The sequence below is a fragment of the Methylobacterium sp. J-048 genome (assembly GCF_022829515.1).
Lineage (GTDB): Bacteria > Pseudomonadota > Alphaproteobacteria > Rhizobiales > Beijerinckiaceae > Methylobacterium.
On record NZ_JAKSYL010000287.1, the window covers coordinates 113,003 to 136,188 of the forward strand.

Annotated in this window: 18 protein-coding genes, 1 tRNA gene and 1 pseudogene; 8 read left to right on the plus strand and 12 right to left on the minus strand. The window is 68.4% G+C overall.

Annotated elements, in window-relative coordinates; translation table 11 throughout:
- The first annotated feature begins 263 nt into the window (after positions 1-263).
- The gene (locus MKL09_RS28395) at positions 264-2,051 is read left to right on the plus strand and encodes an acyl-CoA dehydrogenase C-terminal domain-containing protein (RefSeq protein ID WP_244025313.1); all 1,788 of its coding nucleotides are present in this window, start codon (positions 264-266) and stop codon (positions 2,049-2,051) included.
- A 158-nt stretch (positions 2,052-2,209) separates the two neighbouring features.
- Here MKL09_RS28395 and MKL09_RS28400 read toward each other — a convergent pair whose 3' ends face one another.
- From MKL09_RS28400 to MKL09_RS28410, 3 genes are all read right to left on the minus strand, one after another.
- On the minus strand, positions 2,210-3,490 hold the full coding sequence (locus MKL09_RS28400; protein WP_244025314.1) for an O-acetylhomoserine aminocarboxypropyltransferase: 1,281 nt from the start codon (positions 3,488-3,490) through the stop codon (positions 2,210-2,212).
- An 83-nt stretch (positions 3,491-3,573) separates the two neighbouring features.
- Positions 3,574-3,789, minus strand: a complete 216-nt coding sequence (locus tag MKL09_RS28405; RefSeq protein WP_244025315.1) for a hypothetical protein — start codon at positions 3,787-3,789, stop codon at positions 3,574-3,576.
- Positions 3,790-3,817: 28 nt separating this feature from the next.
- On the minus strand, positions 3,818-4,060 hold the full coding sequence (locus tag MKL09_RS28410; protein ID WP_244025316.1) for a hypothetical protein: 243 nt from the start codon (positions 4,058-4,060) through the stop codon (positions 3,818-3,820).
- A 248-nt stretch (positions 4,061-4,308) separates the two neighbouring features.
- Here MKL09_RS28410 and MKL09_RS28415 point away from each other — a divergent pair, with 248 nt between their 5' ends.
- A complete protein-coding gene (locus MKL09_RS28415; RefSeq protein WP_244025317.1) occupies positions 4,309-4,509 on the plus strand; it encodes a hypothetical protein in 201 nt (66 codons plus the stop codon).
- A 97-nt stretch (positions 4,510-4,606) separates the two neighbouring features.
- Here the strand turns inward: MKL09_RS28415 and MKL09_RS28420 are convergent.
- The 3 genes from MKL09_RS28420 to MKL09_RS28430 all read right to left on the minus strand — a co-directional run bounded on the left by MKL09_RS28420 (position 4,607) and on the right by MKL09_RS28430 (position 5,961).
- Positions 4,607-4,681, minus strand: a tRNA-Gly gene (locus MKL09_RS28420).
- A 108-nt stretch (positions 4,682-4,789) separates the two neighbouring features.
- A complete protein-coding gene (locus MKL09_RS28425) occupies positions 4,790-5,263 on the minus strand; it encodes an NUDIX domain-containing protein (RefSeq protein ID WP_409567003.1) in 474 nt (157 codons plus the stop codon).
- A 2-nt stretch (positions 5,264-5,265) separates the two neighbouring features.
- Entirely contained in the window at positions 5,266-5,961 is a 696-nt protein-coding gene (locus MKL09_RS28430; protein WP_244025318.1) for a fumarylacetoacetate hydrolase family protein, read from the minus strand.
- A gap of 134 nt (positions 5,962-6,095) precedes the next feature.
- Between MKL09_RS28430 and MKL09_RS28435 the strand changes: the two genes are divergently transcribed.
- Positions 6,096-7,559, plus strand: coding sequence for an FAD-binding oxidoreductase (locus MKL09_RS28435; RefSeq protein WP_244025319.1), 1,464 nt, complete (start codon positions 6,096-6,098; stop codon positions 7,557-7,559).
- Between the two features lie 93 nt (positions 7,560-7,652).
- Here the strand turns inward: MKL09_RS28435 and MKL09_RS28440 are convergent, their stop codons facing one another.
- A complete protein-coding gene (locus tag MKL09_RS28440; RefSeq protein ID WP_244025320.1) occupies positions 7,653-8,699 on the minus strand; it encodes an acyltransferase family protein in 1,047 nt (348 codons plus the stop codon).
- A gap of 569 nt (positions 8,700-9,268) precedes the next feature.
- On the opposite strand from MKL09_RS28440, the gene MKL09_RS28445 reads away from it, so the two are divergent.
- Both MKL09_RS28445 and MKL09_RS28450 read left to right on the plus strand, forming a co-directional pair.
- Positions 9,269-9,562 carry a DUF2218 domain-containing protein gene (locus MKL09_RS28445; protein WP_039902563.1) on the plus strand — a complete coding sequence of 98 codons (294 nt, stop codon included), beginning with the start codon at positions 9,269-9,271 and terminating at the stop codon, positions 9,560-9,562.
- 188 nt (positions 9,563-9,750) lie between these two features.
- Positions 9,751-11,342 (plus strand): annotated as a pseudogene (locus tag MKL09_RS28450) (ABC transporter substrate-binding protein).
- 4 nt (positions 11,343-11,346) lie between these two features.
- Here the strand turns inward: MKL09_RS28450 and putA are convergent.
- Positions 11,347-15,033 carry a trifunctional transcriptional regulator/proline dehydrogenase/L-glutamate gamma-semialdehyde dehydrogenase gene (gene putA / locus MKL09_RS28455; RefSeq protein WP_244025321.1) on the minus strand — a complete coding sequence of 1,229 codons (3,687 nt, stop codon included), beginning with the start codon at positions 15,031-15,033 and terminating at the stop codon, positions 11,347-11,349.
- 335 nt (positions 15,034-15,368) lie between these two features.
- On the opposite strand from putA, the gene MKL09_RS28460 reads away from it, so the two are divergent.
- Complete coding sequence (locus MKL09_RS28460) at positions 15,369-16,415, plus strand: saccharopine dehydrogenase family protein (protein WP_244025322.1); 1,047 nt, start codon at positions 15,369-15,371, stop codon at positions 16,413-16,415.
- 447 nt (positions 16,416-16,862) lie between these two features.
- The gene (locus MKL09_RS28465) at positions 16,863-18,278 is read left to right on the plus strand and encodes a sulfatase-like hydrolase/transferase (protein ID WP_244025323.1); all 1,416 of its coding nucleotides are present in this window, start codon (positions 16,863-16,865) and stop codon (positions 18,276-18,278) included.
- 224 nt (positions 18,279-18,502) lie between these two features.
- Here MKL09_RS28465 and MKL09_RS28470 read toward each other — a convergent pair whose 3' ends face one another.
- Both MKL09_RS28470 and MKL09_RS28475 read right to left on the minus strand, forming a co-directional pair.
- Positions 18,503-20,026: a UxaA family hydrolase gene (locus tag MKL09_RS28470; protein ID WP_244025478.1), complete on the minus strand. Its 1,524-nt coding sequence runs from the start codon at positions 20,024-20,026 to the stop codon at positions 18,503-18,505.
- Between the two features lie 134 nt (positions 20,027-20,160).
- Positions 20,161-20,877: a DUF1194 domain-containing protein gene (locus MKL09_RS28475; RefSeq protein ID WP_244025324.1), complete on the minus strand. Its 717-nt coding sequence runs from the start codon at positions 20,875-20,877 to the stop codon at positions 20,161-20,163.
- 183 nt (positions 20,878-21,060) lie between these two features.
- Here MKL09_RS28475 and MKL09_RS28480 point away from each other — a divergent pair, with 183 nt between their 5' ends.
- A complete protein-coding gene (locus tag MKL09_RS28480) occupies positions 21,061-21,282 on the plus strand; it encodes a hypothetical protein (protein WP_244025325.1) in 222 nt (73 codons plus the stop codon).
- Between the two features lie 10 nt (positions 21,283-21,292).
- Here the strand turns inward: MKL09_RS28480 and MKL09_RS28485 are convergent, their stop codons facing one another.
- Together MKL09_RS28485 and MKL09_RS28490 are read right to left on the minus strand one after the other, a co-directional pair.
- Positions 21,293-22,066 carry a DUF1223 domain-containing protein gene (locus MKL09_RS28485; RefSeq protein ID WP_244025326.1) on the minus strand — a complete coding sequence of 258 codons (774 nt, stop codon included), beginning with the start codon at positions 22,064-22,066 and terminating at the stop codon, positions 21,293-21,295.
- A 7-nt stretch (positions 22,067-22,073) separates the two neighbouring features.
- A complete protein-coding gene (locus tag MKL09_RS28490) occupies positions 22,074-23,090 on the minus strand; it encodes a lipid A biosynthesis lauroyl acyltransferase (RefSeq protein WP_244025327.1) in 1,017 nt (338 codons plus the stop codon).
- Positions 23,091-23,186: the final 96 nt, after the last annotated feature.

A 23,186-nucleotide genomic window follows, 5' to 3' on the forward strand; every position in this document is an offset into this window, starting at 1 on the left:
TGATCCTGTTCGCGGGGCGGGACCGAGAGACGGTATCCACGGAGCGCGGGTGCCGGATCGTTCGAGGCGACCTTTAACTTTCTTGGTAAACACACGGTTAAGGCGAGCTTGGCCCAGTAATCTTCGGCGCTCGCGTGCATGCCCCTGACAGATCCCGCACCCGCGACGGCAGAACCGTTGCCCCGGATGCGGCGGCGCGCTTAGATGCTTGGAAACGGGCGGGCCGATGGTGGCGCCCAGCCTGAGCGAGGGGGAATCACGTCATGCCGCATTACCGCGCCCCGGTCGACGACACGCTGTTCCTGCTCAACGATGTCCTGGGCTTCCACGCCCGGGACAATCTGGCCGGATTCACCGATGCCTCCCCGGACGTGGTCGAGGCGGTCCTGCGCGAGGGCGCGAAACTCGCCGAGGAAGTTCTCGCCCCGGTGAACCGGGCGGGCGACCTCGAAGGCTGCCGCCGCGAGCCCGACGGCAGCGTGCGCACGCCCACCGGCTTCAAGGCCGCCTACGACGCCTACGCCAAGGGCGGCTGGATGGGCCTGGCGGTCCCGGTTGAATTCGGCGGCCAGGGCCTGCCCCACACTGTCAACACCGCGATGCAGGAATTCGCCTCGGGCGCGAATCTCGCCCTGGGGATGTATCCGGGCCTGACCCAGGGGGCGATGGCCGCGCTCCTGGTCCATGGGACGGACGAGCAGAAGGCGCTGTATCTCCCGAAGATGGTCGAGGGCGCCTGGACCGGCACCATGAACCTGACCGAGCCGCATTGCGGCACGGATCTCGGCCTCCTCAAGACCAAGGCGGCGCCGAACGGCGACGGCTCCTACAGCCTCACCGGCACCAAGATCTTCATCTCGGCGGGCGAGCACGACCTCGCCGAGAACATCGTCCACCTGGTCATCGCCCGGATCGAGGGCGCGCCGGCCGGGACCAAGGGCATCTCGCTGTTCGTGGTGCCGAAGTTCCTGGTCAACCCGGACGGCTCGCTCGGTGCCCGCAACGGAGTGTCCTGCGGCTCCCTCGAGCACAAGATGGGCATTCACGGGAACAGTACCTGCGTGATGAACTACGACGGCGCCACCGGGTGGCTGGTCGGCCAGGAGAATCGCGGCCTCAACGCCATGTTCGTGATGATGAACGAGGCGCGGCTGGCGGTCGGCGTCCAGGGGCTCGGCCAGTCCGAGGTCGCCTACCAGAACGCCGTCGCCTACGCGAAGGACCGGCTCCAGGGCCGGGCGCTCACGGGCACCAAGGCCCCCGACAAGGCGGCCGACCCGATCCTGGTCCATCCGGATGTACGCCGCACCCTGATGCAGATCCGCGCCTTCAACGAGGCGGCCCGCGGCCTGATGCTCTGGACCGCCCTGCAGGCCGACATCCTGCACCGCTCCGAGGATGCCAAGGAGCGCCAGACCGCCGACGACCATCTCGGCCTGCTCACCCCGGTGGTGAAGGGCGTGCTGACCGATCGCGGCTTCGCTAATGCCGTCGAGGCGCAGCAGCTGTTCGGCGGCCACGGCTATATCGAGGAATGGGGCATGTCGCAGTTCGTGCGCGATGCCCGCATCGCCATGATCTACGAGGGCGCCAACGGCATCCAGGCCATGGACCTGATCGGCCGCAAGCTGCCCAAGGACGGCGGCCGGGCGATGATGACCTTTTTGGGCGAGGTCCAGACCTTCGTGAAGGACCACGGCGAGGACCCGGCGATGGCGCCGTTCACCCAGCCGCTTCAGGCCGGGCTGAACGATCTCCAGGGCGCCGTGATGTGGCTGATGCAGAACGCCTTCGCCAAGCCCGACAATGCCGGTGCCGGCGCCACCGACTTCATGCACCTCTTCGGCCTGGTGGCGCTCGGCTACATGTGGGCACGGATCGCCAAGGCGGCCCAGGCCCGCAACGCCGAGGAGGCTTCGCCCCGCTGGGAGGCCAAGCTCACCACCGGCCGGTTCTTCATGGAGCGGATGCTGCCGGAGACCGGCCTGCGGCTGGTGCGGATCAAGGCCGGGGCGGAGAGCACCATGGCCCTGGCGGATGAGGCGTTCTAGGGGCGGACCGCTGTCCCACCCATTCCCCTCATCCAGAGGTGGCGCGAAGCGCCCTCGAAGGAGGCCTCCAGAGACCGCGTGGCTGGCTGGAGGGCTCCTTCGAGGCGCTCGCTTTACGAGCGCGCCTCAGGATGAGGTGATCTGATCGGATCGACGCCTCAAGCCCGCAGCGCGCCGTCCAGATCCTCGATCAGGTCCGCCGGATCCTCCAGCCCGATCGACAGCCGCACTACCTCGGGTCCCGCCCCGGCGGCTGACTTCTGGGCGTCGGTGAGCTGGCGGTGCGTGGTCGAAGCCGGGTGGATCACCAGCGAGCGGGTGTCGCCGATATTGGCGAGGTGCGAGAACAACTGCAGGTTCGAGACGAGCTTCACCCCGGCCTCGTAGCCGCCCTTCAACCCAAAAGTGAAGACAGCCCCGGCACCGTTGGGCGTGTAGCGCTTCGCCAGCGCGTGGTAGCGATCGGTCTCCAGGCCCGGATAGCTCACCCAGGCCACCGCCTCGTGCTGCGCCAGATGCTTGGCCACCACCAGGGCGTTGTCGGAATGGCGCTGCATGCGCAGCGGCAGGGTCTCGATGCCGTTGAGGATCAGGAAGGCGTTGAACGGCGACAGGGACGGCCCGAGATCGCGCAGGCCGAGCACCCGGCACGCGATGGCGAAGCCGAAATTGCCGAAGGTCTCGGCGAGCACCATGCCGGAATATTCCGGCCGGGGCTGGCTCATCATCGGGTAGCGGGCATCGCCCGCCCACTGGAACGAGCCGCCGTCGACGATCAGGCCGCCGATCGAATTGCCGTGGCCGCCCAGGAACTTGGTGGCCGAGTGCACGACGATGTCGGCCCCGTGCTCGAATGGCCGGATCAGGTACGGCGTCGCCATGGTGTTGTCGACGACCAGCGGGATGTTGTGCTTTTTGGCGACCTCCGAGAGCGCCTTGATGTCGGTGATGACCCCGCCCGGATTGGCGATCGACTCACAGAAAATCGCCTTGGTGCGCGGGGTGATCGCGGCCTCGAACGAGGCCGGGTCGTCGTTGTCGGCCCAGGCGACCGACCAGCCGAAGTTCTTGTACGAGTGGTTGAACTGGTTGATCGAGCCGCCATACAGCTTGTTCGAGGCGACGAACTCGTCCCCCGGCTGCATCAAGGCGTGCATGGTCAGGAACTCGGCGGCGTGGCCCGAGGCCACGGCGAGTGCCGCGGTGCCGCCTTCGAGCGCGGCGATGCGCTCCTCCAGCACCGCGTTGGTCGGGTTGGTGATCCGCGAATAGATGTTGCCGAAGGCCTGGAGCCCGAACAGCGAGGCGGCGTGGTCGACATCGTCGAACACGAAGCTCGTGGTCTGGTAGATCGGCGTGGCCCGCGCGCCGGTGCTCGCGTCGGGCGCGGCGCCGGCATGGATCGCCAGCGTGTTGAAGCCGGGCAGGCGGTCGGTCATCGTCGGGTCTCCTCGCACCGTCCCGCCTGTATGCCCGCCCGGGAGCGGCGCGCAAGGTTCCACGTGGCGCGGGCCCGCGACGCCTACAGATCGTGGGCGGCGCCGATATCCACGTGCGGCTGTCCGGCATCGACCAGGGCGCGGTCCACCGCCTCGATCGCCAGCAGGGTCCGGGTCAGATCCTCGGCCATGGAGATCGGGGCGACATCGATCCCGCCCAGTCGCTTGGCGATGGCGTTCCTCTGGCGCGCCAGGGCGCCACGCGCGCGCTTCAGGTCTTCGACCTCGTCGACGGTCATCCGCAATCCCTTTCCAGGCCTCAGCCGATCAGTCGCCAGGCGCCCAATCGATGTTCGGCCGCTGCGCCAGCATCCGGTCGAAGTAGTTGGCGACCGCCTGGGCGCCATCCGTGTGCATCATCGCGATCGGATGCGCGAGGTAGGCACGGGCGAGATCCATCGGAATCTGGCCGGACTGGAGGGCTTTCAGCACCTCGTCGATGAAGGCGTCGTTGGCCTCGTTGAAATCGCTCGACAGCTTCTTGCGGTCGTTGAGCGCGTTGATCGGCATGCCGTGTCCCCTGCTGCGGAGTGGTCGTCGCCGCGGAGGCCGGAGGCGGCCTCGCAAATCTTTGCGGCGTGTCTGGAAATTTCGCTTTGCGACGGTGCGCCGCCCTGTGGTCGAACCGGCGCAAAAGTCAGGATCTTCCGCGCCGTCGATCCGTCGATGCAACTACTGCGAGCGTGCGATTGCACACTTAAGTAACCGCGTGGCGCGATGTGTTGGAGCGGAAATCCGACGTGGCACGTTAATCTGCCATGTCGATCGATCTGATACCCGCGCACAGCGTCGAAGTCATTCCCTGCGCGAGCGATCCGCGCTGCTTTCGCTGGGTCATCAGGGCCGGCGGCGGCACCGTGGTGGAGCATTCGCCCTACGCCTTCGTGACGCAGAACGGCGCCCGCATTTCGGGGGAATGCTGGATCCGCGAACATTTCGCAGACGGCGTGCGCGGCTGAGCCCATAGGCTCCGGCCATCCGGCCGCACGCTCACCCCCCAAAAGCAAAAACGCCCGTACGGGCGTTTTGCGAAGTCTCGGTTGGAAGTTGGAAAACTGGAGCGGGCGAAGGGATTCGAACCCTCGACCCCAACCTTGGCAAGGTTGTGCTCTACCCCTGAGCTACACCCGCTCACTAGTGCCTGACCGCCTGGACTTGCGTGCCGGCGGCCCCCGGCGGCGCTCTCTAAACACCATTCCGCCGGGCGACGCAAGCGCCTGTTTTGCGGTTCGTGACGATTCACCAATTCGGGTCGGGCGGCAGCCCGTGGCGGATCTCGTGTAGGCGGGCGAGGGTCGCCCGGGTGGTGCCCTCGGGGAGCGCGTCGGCCGGGAAGAACCCGCAGGCGGCGATCTCCCGGTCGGGACTTTTCGCCCGCAGCACCGCGAAGGCCGGCAGGACGAACACCGCGACGTGGTCCCGGGGCGCGGCCGCCGCGTTCCGGTAGAGCCCGTGCAGGCATAGCGGCGCCTCGGCCACGATCTCCGCCTCCTCGCGGAACTCGCGCTCCATGGCGGCGATGGCGGTCTCGCCGCGCTCGACGCCGCCGCCGGGCAGGTGCCAGCCGCTGATGTAGGTGTGGCGGACCAGGGCCACGCGCCCGTCTGCGTCGAGGGCAACGCCGCGCACCCCCAGCGTCATGCCCCGGGACGCGAGCGCCCCGAGGTGGAACAGGCGCCGCAGGAACGGCCGGTCGAGGAGCTTGTCCAGCACGGTCAGACGACGTCGAGGGTGATCTCACCCAGGCCGGCGATCGCCCCGACCATGCGCTCGCCGCGCTGGACCGGCCCGACGCCCGACGGCGTCCCGGTGAAGATCAGGTCGCCGGGCTGCAGGGTGAAGTAGCGCGACAGGTAGGCGACCTGCTCGGCCACCGACCAGATCATGTCGGCGAGGTCGCCGCGCTGGCGGATCTCACCGTTCACCGCGAGCGTGATCGCACCCTTGGCCGGATGGCCGATCGCCGAGGCCGGATAGAGCGCTCCGATCGGGCCGGAGCCGTCGGCCGCCTTGCCCAGATCCCAGGGCCGCGACAGCTTCTTGGCCTCGTCCTGAAGGTCGCGCCGGGTCATGTCGAGGCCGATCGCGTAGCCGTAGACGTGGTCGAGGGCCGACTCCACCGGAATGTCGCTGCCGCCGCCCGCCAGCGCGGCCACCAGCTCGACCTCGAAATGGTAGTTCCCGGTCTGGGGCGGGTAGGTGTGCGGGGTGGGCTCGGACCCGACGATCTGCAGGGCATCGGCCGGCTTCATGAAGAAGAACGGCGGCTCGCGGTCGGGATCGGCGCCCATCTCGCGGGCATGGGCGGCGTAGTTGCGCCCGACGCAGTACACGCGGCGCACGGGGAACAGGTCGCTGCTGCCGGCGATCGGCAGGGCGATGCGGGGCGGGTTCTGGATGACGGAGAGCATCGCGGCCTCTGCGGTGAGCGTGCTGGGAACCGGGCGCGGCTGCCCCGGGCGTACCGGAGCGTTGTAAGGCGTGCAGGGCCCCGCGCCATCCCGGCGCTTGCAACCGGCGCAGCGTGGCCTACAAAATTTTGACGATGACGCCACCAGCCCTCACCCACGACACGCTGCTCAGCGCCCTGCGCGACGGACTCGGCGCGCGCCACGTGTTGACCGAGCCCGAGGATCTCGCGCCCTACCTCGTCGAGAGCCGCAAGCTGTTCACCGGCTCGGCCGTGGCGGTGCTGCGGCCGGGCAGCACCGAGGCGGTCGCCTTCGCGGTCCGGGCCTGCACCCAGGCCGGCCTCGCGGTGGTGCCGCTCGGCGGCAATACCGGCCTCACCGGGGGCGGCATCCCGCAGGGCGGCGTGGTCCTGTCGCTGGAGCGGATGAACCGCCTGCGCGCGGTCGACCCGGTGGATTCGACGATCACGGTCGAGGCCGGGATGATCCTCTCGGAGGTGCAGGATGCGGCCGAGCGGGCCGGCCTGCTGTTCCCGCTCTCCTACGCGTCGCGGGGCTCGGCCCGGATCGGCGGCGGCATCGCCACCAATGCCGGCGGCATCGCGGTGCTCGCCTACGGCAACGCCCGCGACCTCGTCCTCGGGCTGGAGGTGGTGCTGGCCGACGGCCGGGTGTGGAACGGGCTCAAGGCGCTCCGGAAGGACAATGCCGGCTACGACCTGAAGCAGCTGTTCATCGGCTCCGAGGGGACGCTGGGCATCGTCACCGCGGCGGTGCTGAAGCTGTTTCCGCGGCCGCGCTCCACCAGCGTCGCCTTCGTGGGCCTGGATTCGGCGCACGCCGCCCTCGACCTGTTCGTGGCCCTGCGGACCCGGATGGACCGCGACCTCACGGCCTTCGAGTACCTGCCGCCCTTCGCCCTGGAGATCGTGCTGCGGCATGTCCCCGGCACGGTCCGGCCGCTGGCAAGCGCGCACGGGGCCTACGCGCTGATCGAGGTGTCGTCCGCGCGGCCGGACGCCGACACCCGCGCCGAGCTGGAAGCCGCCCTCGGCGAGGCTTTGGAGGCCGGGCTGATCGCCGACGCGACGATCGGGTCCAGCGGTGCCCAGAACGGAGCGCTCTGGGCCCTGCGCGAGGGCGTGCCCGAGGCTCAGACCCGGGAGGGTGCCTCGATCAAGCACGACGTCTCGGTGCCGCTCTCGAAGCTGCCCGCGTTTCTGGAGCGGGCGAGCGCGGCCTGCGTCGCGGCGATGCCGGGCCTGCGCCCCTGCGGCTTCGGCCATTTCGGCGACGGCAACATCCACTTCAACCTGACCCAGCCGGCCGCCATGGACCGCGCCGGGTTCCTGGAAGAATGGGGCCGGTTCAACCGGATCGTCCACGACATCGTGCACGAACTCGGCGGCTCGATCGCGGCCGAGCACGGCGTCGGCCTGATCAAGCGCGACGAGCTCGCGCATTACGGCGACCCGGTCGGGCTCGACCTGATGCGCCGGATCAAGGCGGCGCTCGACCCCGAGGACGTCATGAACCCCGGGAAGGTGATTCCGAGACGGGCCGGGACTCCATCGGCCCCGTCTCTCGAGCCTGACTGACCGGTCTTTTCCTCTTCTCTTGCAGGCCGCTGCGCCACATCAGGATGAGGTCGAGAAGGAGAAAGACCGGTCAAACAGGCACTGAGACGCGAACTAGATGGGATTGATGCCGGCTGCGTTCACGTCTTTGAGCTGTGAGCGCTTATGCAGAAAAGCCTGCCAGCGCTCGTTGATCGTCAGGCGCATCGGCACCTCGACCAGGTAAAAACTGGTGACCCCGACGCACAGGGCCGCCAGCAACGCCAAGCCCGCCGGTAACAAGTCCGTATGCGCCATCTTGTAGAACGGCTGCTGCCAGAGATAGAGCGAGAACGACCAGAGGCCGATCTGACACAGTATCTTTGGCTCGAAAAGCGATCTGAAGCCGACGGTTGCGAAGTCGATCGTCGCGACCGCGAGGGCGAGAAGAACCGTCCCTAGGCCGAACTGAACGAAAACTTGGTCCGAACAGAGTTTAACAGCGAGGCCCAGGACAAGGCAGGTTGGGGAAATCCAGCTCCGCTGCAGGACTTCGAGCCTGCGGGCTGCGAGGTAAAAGCCGCCTGCGAGGAACAGCGGCGCGATCTGAACGTCCGTGCGCCATGCGGTCTCGGGAAACCAGATGTTCAGCATCATGGCGCGGACGATCCCGTTCGCCATGGCGGCAAAGCCGAGCGCCAGCAGGACGATCGTCGCGCTGCGCTGGTCTCGGACGACCGCGGTCGCGATGACGGCGAGGAGCAGATAGCCATGCTCTTCGACGCAGAGCGACCAGAGATGATCCAGAACCGCGATCGGATGGCTGTAAATCATCGCGTAATTCGTCGTGAAGGTCAGCGCCGTGGCGACAGCCCCGACGCCGTGCCCCAAAGACGTCCCGTAAAACAGGGCCGTCGCAGCAACGACGAAGACCAGGAGGGCGGGATACACGCGCGAAAATCGGCGTACGAAGAACGTCTTCAAGGGAACGCGGCGCACGAACAGGATTTCGGCCATCAGACGGCCGGAGAGGACGAAGAACAGGTCGACGCCGAGGACGCTCAAGCCGGGCCTGATGGTGTCGGACAGAAAATGCCCGACCAGCACCAGGAGAATCGCGACGCCCCGCCATCCGTCTAGGAATGCGAGCCTCTGTCCGTCCCGGTGTTCGATCGCACGCATGCAGGTTCCCTGACAGTTGCGTCCGCCCGTGAACAAGCAGGTTGCCGGTCTCAGGACGGGCCGTAGATCTGCATCCGCGCGCGCCGCCAGCCGCCTACTCTTTTCGGTGTAAGCCCTTCCGCGTTGCGCGATGAGCGAGCGTCGACAATCGATACGCTGGCGACGGAGCCTCCTCGGGCGGGGATCGCACACGGCCCCGAGGCCGAGGGGCGGCGCTCGGCTTCGGTCGCGCAGCCCTGCGTCTCCTCGGGCACGGGAAGGTGTGGACCGAAGCCGGTCGAACGCCGCCCCCGCGTTTTCAACATGCGGACCCAGAATTTGTGCGGCGCGCCATAATTCGGCACGCCGACGGGTGCAGGACGGACACGCGGCGCCGCGATCGGTGGCCGCCGGTCCGGGCGTTAAGCGACTGCTAACGCTTCGAGCCGACCCTCATTTGTGACCACCGGGACGTGTGTGTCAGCGTGAGGCATGGCAAATGCTTCACAGCCATCCTATCTCGCAGCTGCGAGATCAGCGACGACCCGTCCAGCGGCTGACACCATCGTACCCATCTGGAGACCGACGGAATGCCTACCTCCCAGGCCCGCGTGCAGACCGCCGAGGCAAGCCGCTACCTGCAGCAGCTGTGCCGGCACTGGAGCCACAAGTTCAAGGTCGAGGCGACCCCCGAGCACGGCACCGTGCCGTTCGGCGAGGATCGCGTCTGCACCTTCGACGCAGAGCCCGACGCCCTGGTGATGCGCATCGACAGCGCCGACCCTGTGAACCTCACCCGGCTGGAGAACGTGGTCGCCGACCACCTCGCCCGCTTCGCCTTCCGCGAGAGCCTCGGCGACATCCGCTGGTCCCGCGCCGCCTGATTTTTTAAGAACGGCGCTCAGGCGCTGACGCGATCGTCCGTCCGTTTCTGACCCGTTCGGATCTTGATCGGGCGGTCCCTCTTTCGTCCCTCGAATGTCTCTTGGGCGGCTGCTGGCTTAGGCTTTGCAACCCGTTTGGGCCGCGCGCGGCAGCGTCGGCAATCCAGGATACGAAAGCGGGCGACAGCATGAAGCGACGCACCCTGCTGCAAGGCACCGGCGCCGTGATCGCCGGTGCGGTGGCCCGCCCCGCCCTGGTCCGGGCGGCCTCGGCCGCCACGCTCCGCTTCGTGCCCTACGCCGACCTGGCGCTCCTCGATCCGATCATCACCACGAATTACGTCACGCGCACCCACGCGCTGATGGTGTTCGACACGCTCTACAGCCTCGACGCCTCCTACCGCGCGCAACCGCAGATGGTCGGGAGCCAGGACGTCTCGCCGGACGGGCTGACCTGGCGGCTGACCCTGCGGGACGGCCTGCGCTTCCACGATGGCACCCCGGTGCTGGCCCGCGACGTGGTGGCGAGCCTCAAGCGCTGGGCCCAGCGCGATGCCTTCGGGGGCGCCCTGTTCGCCACGGTGGACGAACTCTCGGCCCCGTCCGACGCGGTGGTGCAGTTCCGGCTCAAGCGGCCGTTCCCGCTCCTGCCCGACGCCCTGGCGAAGCCGACCTCGTACCTGCCGGTGATCATGCCCGAGCGGCTGAGCGCGACGCCGCCACCCAGGCCGTACCGGAGATGGTCGGCAGCGGCCCCTACCGCTACGTCGCGGCCGAGCGCGTGCCGGGCTCCCTCAATGTCTACCGCCGGTTCGAGGATTATCGGCCGCGTCAGGACGGCACGCCGAGCTTCACCGCCGGGCCGCGGATCGCGCATTTCGACCGGATCGAGTGGCGCACGATTCCCGACGGCGCCACCGCGGCCGGCGCCCTGCGCTCCGGCGAGATCGACTGGTGGGAGCAGCCCCTGGTCGATCTCGTGCCCGACCTGCTGCGTCAGAAGGACGTGCGCGTCGAACTCGTGGAGAGCGCCGGGTTGATCGGCCAGATCCGCCTCAACCATACCCTGCCGCCCTTCGACAATCCGAACATCTGCCACGCGCTGCTGTCGGCGGTGGACCAGACCGAGATGATGGATGCGGTGGCCGGCAGCGACCCCGCGATCCGGCGCGGGCCGGTCGGCATCTTCACCGCCGGCGGCCCGATGGCCTCGGAGGCCGGCATGGGCGTGCTCACCGGCAAGCGCGACCTCGCCGCCACCAAGAAGGCCCTCGCCGCGGCCGGCTACAATGGCGAGAAGGTCGTGCTGCTCGCGGGCACCGATGTGCCGCGGATCAATGCGGTCTGCGAGGTGATGGCCGACCTCTGCCGCAAGCTCGGGATGAATCTCGACGTGGTCGCCACCGACTGGGGCACGGTGAACCAGCGGATCCTCAACGCGAAGCCGCTCGACCAGGGCGGCTGGTCGATGTTCGGCATCTTTTCGGGCGGGCTCGACATGATCTCGCCGGCCTATCACCTCGCGGCCCGCGGCAACGGCCGTGCCGGCGTGCCGAGTTGGCTCACCGACGCGCCCCTGGAGGAACTGCGCGGCGCCTGGTTCGCCGCCCCGGACCTCGACGGGCAGAAGGCACTGGCGGCGAAAATCCAGGCTCGGGCCCTGGAGGTCGGCGCCTACATCCCCTGCGGCCAGTATTTCCAGCCCACCGCCTACCGGCGCGACCTGGACGGCATGCTGACCGGCCTGCCGCTGTTCTGGAACCTGCGCCGCTCGATCTGACCGGTCACCCGATCGCCATCAGGCTGGCATTGCCCCCGGCGGCCGCGGTGTTGATCGCGGTCGAGCGCTCCTCGACGAGGCCAGGCAGCGCGTAGAGGTCGCCCGCCGCGAGCGCCCGGGGCGTGCGGGCCTGAACCTGCAGGATCGGCCCGGGGCGCTCGGCCAAGGCGCGATTGAGCGCCCGAAGACCCGCCGTATCGCCCTCGAACAGCACCGCCTGTACGTCGCCGGCCTGTTCGAGACCGGCAGCTCGCTCGACCCGGGCCGCGAGATCGGCTGGGAGATCGCGCCACGCGTCGACGATCCGGTCGGAGCCGATCGCCACCGCGCGATTGCCGGTTGCCAGGATCGCGCCGAGCTGTAGCATCAGCCCGGTCTCCGTCTCCGCGAAAACCGCCACGCGCCCGCGCGGATGCAGGGCGTAGAGATTGCGCTCGCCAACCGGTCCGGGCAGCTCGACTTCGGCGCCCTGAGGGAAGCGCACGGCCGACAGCCGATCCGCGAGCGGGCCATGTCCCCGTGATCGCAGCCAGGCCAGGTAGCGCCGGCTCGTGTCCTCGTCGCCCGCCAGACCGTCGAGGGCGGCGGCCGGGGGGCGCTTCAGCAGGCGGCCGAGATAGAGCGGGCCACCGGCCTTGGGCCCGGTGCCGGACAGGCCGGAACCACCAAAGGGCTGCACGCCGACCACGGCACCGATGACGTTGCGGTTCACGTAGCGGTTGCCGGCCCCGATGCGGCCAAGCACCCGGGACACGGTCTCGTCGATGCGGGTGTGGAGTCCGAAGGTCAGGCCGTAGCCGGTCGCGTCGATCTCGGTCAGCAGCCTGTCCAGGTCCTGGCGGGCATAGCGCAGGACATGCAGGACCGGACCGAACACCTCGCCCTCCACGTCCGCGACGCGGCCGATCTCGATCAGGGTCGGCGGCACGAAGGTGCCGAACGCCGCCTCGGCCGGCACCGCGAGCTGATCGACCGGAAAACCGCGCGCCCGCATCGCGGCGACATGCCCGTCGATGCGCTCGGCCGCCGCCCGGCTGATGACCGGGCCGATATCGGTCGCCAGACGGCGCGGATCGCCGACCGCCAATTCGCGCATGGCACTCTTGAGCATCCCGAGGGTGCGATCCGCGATCTCCTCCTGCAGGCAAAGGATGCGCAGGGCCGAGCAGCGCTGGCCGGCGGAATCGAACGCCGAGGCGATCACGTCGGCGACCACCTGCTCGCTGAGCGCGGAGGAATCCACAACCATGGCGTTCTGGCCGCCGGTCTCGGCGACGAGCGGGACCGGCTCACCATCACGCGTGAGGCGCTCGGCCAGACGGCGCTGGATGGTCTTGGCCACCGCCGTCGAGCCGGTGAACATCACCCCCTGCACCCGCGCGTCGCCGACGAGCGCCGCGCCGACTTCGCCCGGCCCTGGCAGGACCTGAAGCGCGCCCTCGGGTACGCCGGCCGCATGCAGGATCCGGATCGCTTCCGCGGCGATCAGGGGCGTTTCCGCGGCCGGCTTCGCGAGGACCGGGTTGCCGGCCGCTAGGGCGGCGGCGACCTGCCCGGTGAAGATCGCCAGCGGAAAATTCCACGGCGCGATGCAGACGATCGGGCCGAGGGGCTGGTGCGTGCCGTCGAGGGTCCGCTCGGCTTCGGCCGCATAATAGCGCAGGAAATCCACGGCTTCGCGGATTTCCGCCACGGCGTTGGCGAAGGACTTTCCGGCCTCGCGCACGATCAGCCCGATCAGCACCGGCATTCGGGCTTCCAGGGCGTCGGCGGCTTCGCGCAGGCGGGCGGCGCGGAGTCGCGGCGCGGCGGCGCCCCAGGCTTCGTGGGCGGCGTCGGCCCGGACGAGCGCGGCCTCGATCTCTGCGGGCGATGCGGCGCGGACGGTGCCGATGACGTCCCGGTGGTCGGCCGGGTTGCGCACCGGCCTATCGGCCGAGGCAGGCTCGGTCCCGGAGGGCACGGCGCGCCATTCCGTCCGGCCGCTCTCGGCCGAGCTTTCGGCGAGTCGCGCCAGGACCGCCTCCTTGGCGAGGTCGAGCCCCGCGGAATTGGCACGGCTCGGGCCGTAGAGGTCGCGCGGCAGCTTGATCCGCTCATGCGGCGCGCCCGGGACCGGCATCGCCGCGACTGCGGCGACCGGATCGGTGATCAGGTCGGCCACGGGCACGGAGGCGTCGCCGACCCGGTTCACGAAGGAAGAGTTGGCGCCGTTCTCCAGAAGCCGGCGGACCAGGTAGGCGAGCAGGGTCTCGTGCGTGCCGACCGGCGCGTAGATCCGGCACGGCCGATCGAGCTTGCCCGGCCCGACCACCGCCTCGTAGAGCGGTTCGCCCATGCCGTGCAGGCACTGGAACTCGTACTGGCCGAGGGAGAAATCCGGCCCGGCGATCTCGACGATGCTGGCCAGTGTCTGGGCGTTGTGGGTGGCGAATTGCGGGAAGATCGCATCCGGCGCAGCCAGCAATTTGCGTGCGCAGGCGAAATACGACACGTCGGTGTGCAGCTTGCGGGTGAAGACCGGGAAACCGTCGAGCCCGTCCACCTGCGCGCGCTTGATCTCGCTGTCCCAGTAGGCGCCCTTGACCAAGCGGACCATCAGCCGGCGCCGGCTGCGCCGGGCGAGGTCGATGAGCCAATCGATGACGAACGGGCAGCGCTTGCCGTAGGCCTGCACGACGAAACCGAGCCCGTCCCAGCCGGCGAGATCCGGGTCGAAGGCCAAGGTTTCGAGGATGTCGAGGGACAGGTCGAGCCGGTCCGCCTCTTCGGCGTCGATGTTGAGGCCGATGTCGTAGCGCCGGGCGAGGCGCGCGAGGCCGCGGACCCGGGGCGCCAGTTCCGCCATCACCCGGCGGCGCTGGGACCGGGCGTAGCGCGGATGGAGCGCCGACAGCTTGATCGAGATGCCCGGCCCCCGGAGGATCCCGCGCCCGGCCGAGGCCTCCCCGATCGCCCGGATCGCCTCTTCGTAGGAGCGTAGATAGCGATCCGCATCCTCCGCGGTGAAAGCCGCCTCGCCGAGCATGTCGTACGAGTAGGTGAACCCCTTCGCCTCCATGCGCTTGGCGTTGCGCAGGGCCTCGGCGATATCGCGCCCGGTGACGAATTGCTCGCCCATCAGCCGCATGGCGAGATCGACGGCCTTGCGGATCAGCGGCTCGCCACCTCGGCCGATCAGACGGGTGAGCGAAGCCGACAGGCCGGCCTCGCTGCGGGTCGCGGCGATCCGGCCGGTGACCAGCAGGCCCCAGGTCGCCGCGTTCACGAAGGGCGACGGGCTGTGGCCGAGATGGGCAGCCCAATCGCCGCCGGCGATCTTGTCGCGGATCAGCGCGTCGCGGGTGGCGGCATCGGGGATGCGCAGCAACGCTTCCGCGAGGCACATCAGCGCCACGCCTTCCTGGCTCGACAGGGCGTATTCGTGGATCAGCCCCTCGACGCCGCCGTGCCGGGTCTGGCGGCGCAGGCAATCGACGAGATGTCTCGCGGTCGCCGCGACGCGCCCGGCCGCATCGGGAGACAGGCGCGCAAGATCCAGCAGCGGCCCGATGCAATCCGGCTCGGGCCGCCGGCAGGCCGCGACGATGGCAGCCCGCAAGGGCGACAGAACCGCGACCTCGTCCGCGAAGGCCGTGAACGGATGGTCCTCCGCGTCGGCGGACGGATCGGGGTGGCCGGATCCGGACATGAAGCGCCTTTCGGGGTTGCGGGACGGCGCAAACGCCTACCCCTCAACGCACCATCGTCCGCTGCGGTTGTTCGGGCCTTGTCTGCCAGATCGGACGATTCATCGAGCGCCGCGTGGCCGTGTCCCGGGTCGCGCCGGCCTGTCGGCAATACCCGATGGCGAATGGGTCGTCGCGGCGGAGCGGCCAGGACCTACATTTGTGCCCGCTGGACGGTCGGGCGACTGGCCGGCCGAGCGACAGCAGCCCCCAAACGCTTTGCCTGCGTCGCCGCATCGTCCGCTTGTCGGGCGCCACCTTTGCCGACGTGCCCTGCCGCCATGGTACAGGGGCCGCCATGACCGCGATCCTGATCTACGGCGCCACGGGTTATACCGGCACGCTGCTCGCCGAACACGCCATCGCGCAGGGCTTGCGTCCGATCCTGGCCGGGCGCGATCCCGAGAAACTCCGGCCGCTGGCCGCCCGCCTCGGGCTCGATTGGCGCGCCGCGTCCCTCGACGATCCGGCCCGGCTGCGGGAGGCGCTGGCTGGCATCGCTGCGGTGATCCACGCGGCAGGACCGTTCTCGAAGACCGCCCGGCCGATGGCCGAGGCCTGCCTCGCCGCGGGGGCGCATTACGTCGACATCACCGGCGAGATCGACGTGCTGGAATCGCTCGCCGCCCGGGATGCCGACGCGAAGGCCGCCGGCATCGTCCTGCTTCCGGCCGCGGGCTTCGACGTCGTGCCGAGCGATTGCCTGGCCGCCCATGTCGCGAACCGGCTGCCCGGCGCCACGCATCTGCGGATCTCAGTCGGCGGATTCGGCGGCTTCAGCCGTGGGACCGCCCGCACCATGGTCGAGGGCATCGCCTGGGGAACGCGAGTCCGCCGGGACGGCCGCATCGTCGAATTGCCGAGCCCGCCTCGCGGCAGCGCCGATTTCGGCCGCGGCGCCCGGCGCACGGTGGGGCTGGGCTGGGGCGACGTGTCGAGCGCGTGGTATTCGACGCGGGTGCCCAACATCGCGGTCTATTTCGAGGCGTTTCCCGCCATGGCGGCCGCCGCGGGCCTGCCGGCCGGCCTGCGCCGGATCATCGCCGGCGGCACGGCGCAGCGCCTGATCAACCGCGGCATCGACCGGCTGCCGCCGGGACCCTCCGCGAAAGCGCGGGCGACGGCGCGCAGCACCTTCCTGGCCGAGGCCTGGGACGGGTCTGGCAATCGCGCGGCGAGCCGCATGGAGACTCCCGAGGGCTACACGCTGACGGTGTTCACCGCGCTCGAAGTGGCCCGGCGCGTGGCATCGGGCGCGGTGCCGGCCGGCTTCCACACACCCGTCACCGCCTTCGGGCCGGATTTCATTGTGGGGTTTCCAGAGGTCTCGCGGGCTGACCTGTAATCCCAAGCACCGGGAGGGCCGAGTTGATCCGGCCTTATACCAGTCCTCAATGAACCCAACGCATCACGGGCCGCTGGCGCGACTCTGCGGCCATGGGCGTCCATCAAATTTCATCGATTCTGAACATCGGTCCGGATGAATGAGAACTGATATCAGCAATCGCCCTGAACGACGATTGCCGTATTTTCGAATGATACAGCGCGAAATTGAAACCTGAATCGTCGCACCGGTTTTGATTTATGGATCACAGTCTCAGATAGCTCGGCTCCGAGCAAGGCACGGGCTCAAGAATCACTTGGCCTTCGATGCAATCTGCATGATAAATCGAGACTGGACGTTTGCCCCTGAACTGCAGGCTTCCAATCTAGCTGAAATCCACCTGTTTTCGATGGGTAATATATTAACTTTTGGAATCGGACCAAATAAAAACCACAGTGGAGCAAGGTCTTGATTACATTTGTATCTCGCCGCCGGCTCCTGAAACTATCGTCTTTCATGTCCTTGGGGAGCGTGTTGCCGGCCGGCCGCGCCGTCGCCCAGGAGCGTCCCAACATCGTCTTCATCCTGGCGGATGATCTTGGCTATGCGGACCTCAGCATTTTCGGCCGCGATGATTACGAAACGCCACATCTCGACAAGCTTGCGCGGCAGGGAATCCGCTTTACGCAAGCCTACGCCAATTCGGCAGTCTGCTCGGCGACCCGGACTGCGCTGATCACCGGACGCTACCAGAATCGCCTGCGGGTCGGACTTGAGGAACCGATTGCCGGCAACGCCAAAGGAAGTCCGGTGCTGGGCTTGCCCCCCGATCACCCCACCCTGCCGTCGTTGTTGCGCGGAACCGGGTATAACACGACCCTCGTCGGTAAATGGCACCTGGGATATCCGCCACATTTCGGCCCGTTGAAGAGCGGGTACGATCATTTCTTCGGCATTGTCGGAGGCGCCGTCGATTACTTCACTCACAAGGACGGGGCGCCGAATGGTGATCTCGGCCTGTACGACGATCTCATCCCGGTCGAACGGCATGGCTATCTAACCAACCTCTTGGCCGACCGTGCCGTCGCAACGATCGAGCCTTACGCACGATCCAAACATCCCTTTCTGCTCAGCTTGCATTTCACGGCCCCGCATTGGCCGTGGGAAGGGCCCGCGGACGAAGACGAGTCGAAACGCATCCGAAGCCTGTGGGACTTGGACGGGGGCAGCCAGAAGACCTATGGCGAAATGGTGCGAAGCCTGGACGACAGTATCGGTCGTGTGCTTGCGGCTCTAGACGAGGGCGGCTTAACCAACAACACCATCGTGGTCTTCACCAGCGACAACGGCGGCGAGCGGTTCTCCAAGACCTGGCCGTTTACCGGCATGAAGGAGGAATTGCTGGAGGGCGGGCTGCGTGTCCCGGTCATCGTCCGCTGGCCGGGCCGTATAGCCGCCGATACTGTCAGCGAACAGCCGATCATCTCTATGGACTGGTTGCCAACTCTGTTGGAAGCGGCGGGAACCGCCCCTGATCCGGCGTTTCCGCCCGACGGCGAAAGCGTCCTTCCCGCACTGCTGTCTCAAGCGAAGCCTCATAGCCGCTCGTTCTTCTGGCATTACAAGGCCAACGATCAGGATGCACACCGTTCAGCCAACTGGAAATATCTCAGAATTGCCGGCAACGAGTTCCTCTTCGACGTTGTGACGGACCCACGCGAACGGGCCAATCTCAAAGATCGCTACCCGGACGTATTCTTACGCCTGAAAGAGGAAGTCGCTGCGTGGAAAAAGACCATGTTGCCGACCGACCCACAATCTTACAGTGCTGGATGGACCGGACATAATTTGGCCGACCACTATTCCAGCCAATCTGAACAATGAAATGATGCCATAGAAAGAGAGTTTCGATTTTCCGGAACCGGTAAAATCAGTCGAAATATGGTACATGATACCGAGTCCCAAATCCAATCTCACACACTGGGGGCGGCACCGGCGCCGTCACGTAAGAGCGTCGTCTCGAACGTTGGATCCAAGGCGAAGATCAATTCCTATGACTCTGCATCATCTTTTTCCGAAAGCAGGAAGCCAGCTTTCGGGATGATGCTCTAAACCGTCGCGCCGAGCTGCCACGGTGCGAATTCCGAGGAGCCGAAATCGAACTGCTCGCTCTTGGTCCGCTCGCCGCTCGCCACCCGCAGGATCAGCTCGAAGATTCTTTGGCCCGCCTGCTCAACCGTTTCCTCGCCGTCGAGGATCGTGCCGCAATTGACGTCCATGTCCTCTTCCAGCCGCCGGTACATCGCCGAGTTGGTGGCGATCTTGATCGACGGCGACGGCTTGCAGCCGAAGACGCTGCCGCGCCCGGTGGTGAAGCACACGAGATTGGCCCCGCCGGCCACCTGCCCGGTCGCCGAGACCGGGTCGTAGCCGGGGGTGTCCATGAACACGAAGCCCTTGGCGGTGACGGGATCGGCGTAGCGCATCACGTCGACCAGGTTGGTGCTGCCGGCCTTGGCCATGGCGCCGAGCGACTTCTCGAGAATCGTGGTCAGGCCGCCGGCCTTGTTGCCCGGCGACGGGTTGGCATCGATCTCCGAGCCCTCCCGGCGGGTGTAGTCCTCCCACCAGCGCATCAGGTCGACGAGCTTCTGGCCGACCTGCGGGCTCACGGCCCGGCGGGTGAACAGGTGCTCGGCCCCGTAGGTCTCGGTGGTCTCCGACAGGATCACGGTACCGCCGTTCTCGACCACGCGGTCGCTGGCGATCCCCAGCGCCGGGTTGGCCGAGACGCCGGAATAGCCGTCCGAGCCGCCGCATTGCAGGGCGAGGATCAGCTCGCTCGCCGGCACGGTCTCCCGGCGGACCACGTTGGCCTCGGCCAGGATGCCGGTGACGAATGCGATTCCGGCCTCGACGGTCTTGCGGGTGCCGCCGAGCGACTGGATGTTCATGCTGCGGATCCGGTCGCCCAGGCCCTGCTCCTCCAGGAAGGCGCCGATCTGGTTCACCTCACAGCCGAGCCCGATCATCACGATGTGCGAGAAGTTGACGTGCCGGGCATAGCCCGCGAGCGTCCGGCGCAGGAGCCGCAACGGCTCGCCCATCGCCATGCCGCAGCCGGTCTTGTGGGTCAGCGCGACCACGCCGTCGACATTCGGATAGGGGGCGAGCGGATCGAGGCCGAGGATCGGGTGGCGCCGGAACGCGTCGGCGATCAGGTCGGCGACATGGGCGCTGCAATTCACCGAGGTCAGGATGCCGACATAGTTGCGCGTCGCCACCCGCCCGTCCGGGCGGCGGATGCCCTGGAAGGTGGCCGGCGGCGTGATCAGCCGGGTCGGCCGCGCATCGACCCCGAAGGCGTAGTCACGGGCGAACTCGCCCATGCCGAGGTTGTGGATATGGACGTGGCGGCCGGCGGCGATGTCGTCTTTGGCGAAGCCGATGATCTGCCCGTATTTGGTCACCGCCTCGCCCGAGCGGTGCGAGCGGACCGCGACCTTGTGGCCGGGTGGGATCCGCTCGGCGGCGATGACGCCCGGGGCCACCGGCGTGCCCGGCTCGATCGCGGCGCGGGCGACCACAACGCCGTCATCCGGCCGCAGGGTGATGACGGGATAGGCGGACAGCGTGTCGGCCGTGATCGGCATCGTGGTTCCTCCCTGGGCCGCGCCTCGCCGGGCACGTGCGCGAAGAACCTAGCGTCCCTGCACGCAGGGCGCGAGCAGCGCGGGTGACGCGGACGGCCGGTTGTCGTCGGGTGTCAGGAGATCTCGCGCACCAGCTTGGTGATCAGCGCCCGGCCGAACGCCTCGAAGCCCTCGGCGGTCATGACGAAGGCGCCCTCGCCGCCGATCACGGTCTCCCGGTAATAGGCGGCCAGGCCGCCCGGGGGATTGGTGTGCTCCCTCAGGTAGCCCGGCATCCCGGCGGGGTCGGTGAGGATCACGATACCGTTGATGGTGATGCCCGCCGCCACCGCGGCGTCCCTTGCCTCGGCGATCGACCGGCCCGAATTGCCGGTGCCGTCGCCGGAGATGTCGATCACCATCCGCTCGGCGGCGTAGGGCGAGCGGTCGAGCAGCATGGCGGCGAAGCCGATCGCCGAGCCGATGGCGGTCCGGCCGTAGAACGGGCGCGGCACCGCGGCGAGCCGCGCCGCGAAGGCGGCGGCATCCGCGGCCGAGGCGATGACCATCCAATCGACCGCGACCTGCTGCTCGCCGGGCCCCGCCCAGTCGAACAGAGCCACCGCGATGCGCCCGCGCTTGCCCTCGGCGATGGCCCGCAGGACGCGCGGGTCGCTGAACGCTTCGGCGTAGCCCCGCCGCTCCAGCGCCAAGCGCTCAGCGCTGATGCTGAGCGAGACATCGACGGCGAGCACGAGGAGGACGTCGACCCCGGTCTCCGCGGCGGCGGCGCGCCGGCCGACCAGGGACAGGGCGGCGAGCATCCCGGAAAGCAGATGGCGTCGCCGCATGGCCGACACTCGGTGCTGGGCGCCCACGCGGTCCGGCGGACGGCCTCACGCAGGCAACGAGCCGGCCGCCTCGGCGGTTCGATGCCGCGTTCGGTCGCAGCGGGCGCCGACCGGTCCGCGCTATCTGCGGACGGGACACGGTGCATCCCGCATCGCACAAATCGTGAAGGCCAGACACCGACAATGCGGATTTTTCACTGGATCGGTCACGTCGCGAATCGCGTGCTCGTCGCGGGCGTGACCGGGAGCGTGGCACTGCTGAGCCGGGGGCTCGACGCGACGATCGGCCTGGTCGGGCGCTCGTCCGAGCGCCTGGACGCGGAACTCGGCGGCTTGGCGCGGGCGTCGAACGAACGCCGCCGCCGGGAGGGCCGGCGGGCCCTGGACCCGATCACCCTGGATTAGTCACCCGATCCTACAGGCCCGGCCCCTTGGCGGCCCCGAGGATGCGGCCGGGCCTGCCCTCCGCGGCGCCCTGGACCAAAATCACCCAGCTGTCGGCCTCGGCGATCTGGGCGAGGGTGCGGGGCACGTCGAAGCGCGTCGGCTGGCCGGTCCAGGTTCCGAGGCGCTGCATGCCCCGTACGACGTTGACGTAGGTCGTGGTGCGGCCGCCATTCTCGCCGCTCTGGATCGCGATGGCGCGGCTGCGCAGCACCGGTACCAGCCAGACCTCGCCGCGCGTCTCGGCCCGCACGTCCGGTGCGGCGCCGACCTCGACCGTGATCCGGTCTCCCAGGATCTCGCCGCGGACCGGGATCGGCAATCCCCCGCGCTGCGTCGCCTCGCGCATTAGCCGCTCCAGAGCCACGCGGTCGGAGCCGACGGCGAAGCCGCTGCCATCGACCACGACCTGCGGCGTGAATACCTGCCGGCCGCCATGGACCCGCGCGTAGGCACGCTGGCGCTCGGTCAGCGGACGCAGGGCCAGGGTGTCCTTCCAGCCGAGATAATCCCAGTAGGTCACCGGCAGTGTCAGCGCGACCACGCCGGGCTGGTGAGCCAGATCGCGGATGATCGGATCCGCCCCCCGGCAGGCGCCACAACCCTGGCTGGTGAACAGCTCGACCACGGCACGCACCGGCTCGGCACGTGCTTGGGCCGAAGGCGCGATGGCGCACAGCAATGCGGCCGCGCTAAGCGCGCGGATGTCGCCGGACCGGGTACGGGCGCGGTGCCGATGGATCATCGGACCATCAGAGCGTCTGCGATGCCGTGTGTGAAATCACGTTGGCTTGAGGATTTTCTACTATCGGTTGTGATGTATTTCTAGCCATTCTCGCTTTAGGCAACATGTCCGGTCGCCAGCGGCGGTGCATCCACAACCATTGGCCGGGATTCTCGCGCACCCAGCCCTCCACCACCGCGGTCATCGCCTGCATCGCGCCGGCGATATCGATCACCCCATCGGCGTTGCGCGGCAGATCCAGGGGCGGCGTCAGCTCCAGCCGGAACCGGCCCTTCGGCAGCCGGACGACGCGGACGCCGTGGACCGGGCAATCGTAGTGCCGGGCGAGCTTGGCGAGCAGCGGGTTGGCCAGGCACGGCCGGCCCATGAAGTCGACCACCACACCGCGGGTGAAATGCTGGTCGATCAACTGCCCGAGATGGCCGCCATTCTCGACCACGTCGCGCATCGCGAAGACGGCGCCCGGGGTGGAGGCGGCCAGCCCGCCCATGGAGCGCCGGCGGACCTCCTGCACGAGGCGGGCGGCGGCGGGATTGTTCGGGGGCCGGAACACGGCGGTCGCGTCCAGGCCGAACCGCGCCGCGCAGATCGCCGGCAGTTCCCAGTTGCCGAGATGGGCGGAGAAGATCAGCCCCGGCTGGCCGTCGTCGCGCAGGGCGGCGAAGTGATCGATCCCGGCGACCTCCGTCCGCATCGGGCCGGGGGCGTCGGGATCGAAGTCGAATAGGGAATCGAGATGGGCGTATTCCGCACCGGTCCGCCCGAGATTGTCCCAGGCCTCCAGGGCGATCCGCCTGCGCTCCGCCTCCGGCCTATCCGGAAACGCAGCGCGCAGGTTCGCCATCGCGGTGCGATGGGCCGGCAACAGAGGCCCGATCGTGCGCAGGAGCGCGGCGCCCAAAGCCGTCGAGCGACCCGGCCCGAGGGTGCGCGCCAGCAACACCAGGCCGCGGATCAGCGGGATCATGGCGAAGCCCGCCAGCCGCGGGAAGGATCGTCTAAGGATGAGGGCGAGGCGCAGCACGATGGATTCCCGGGCACGATGCGGGCAGGCCCGGCAATTCGCGTGAAAGGCGAAGCTTAACCGATCTCTGCCGCGGTGCGATAGCGCAAGGTCCGG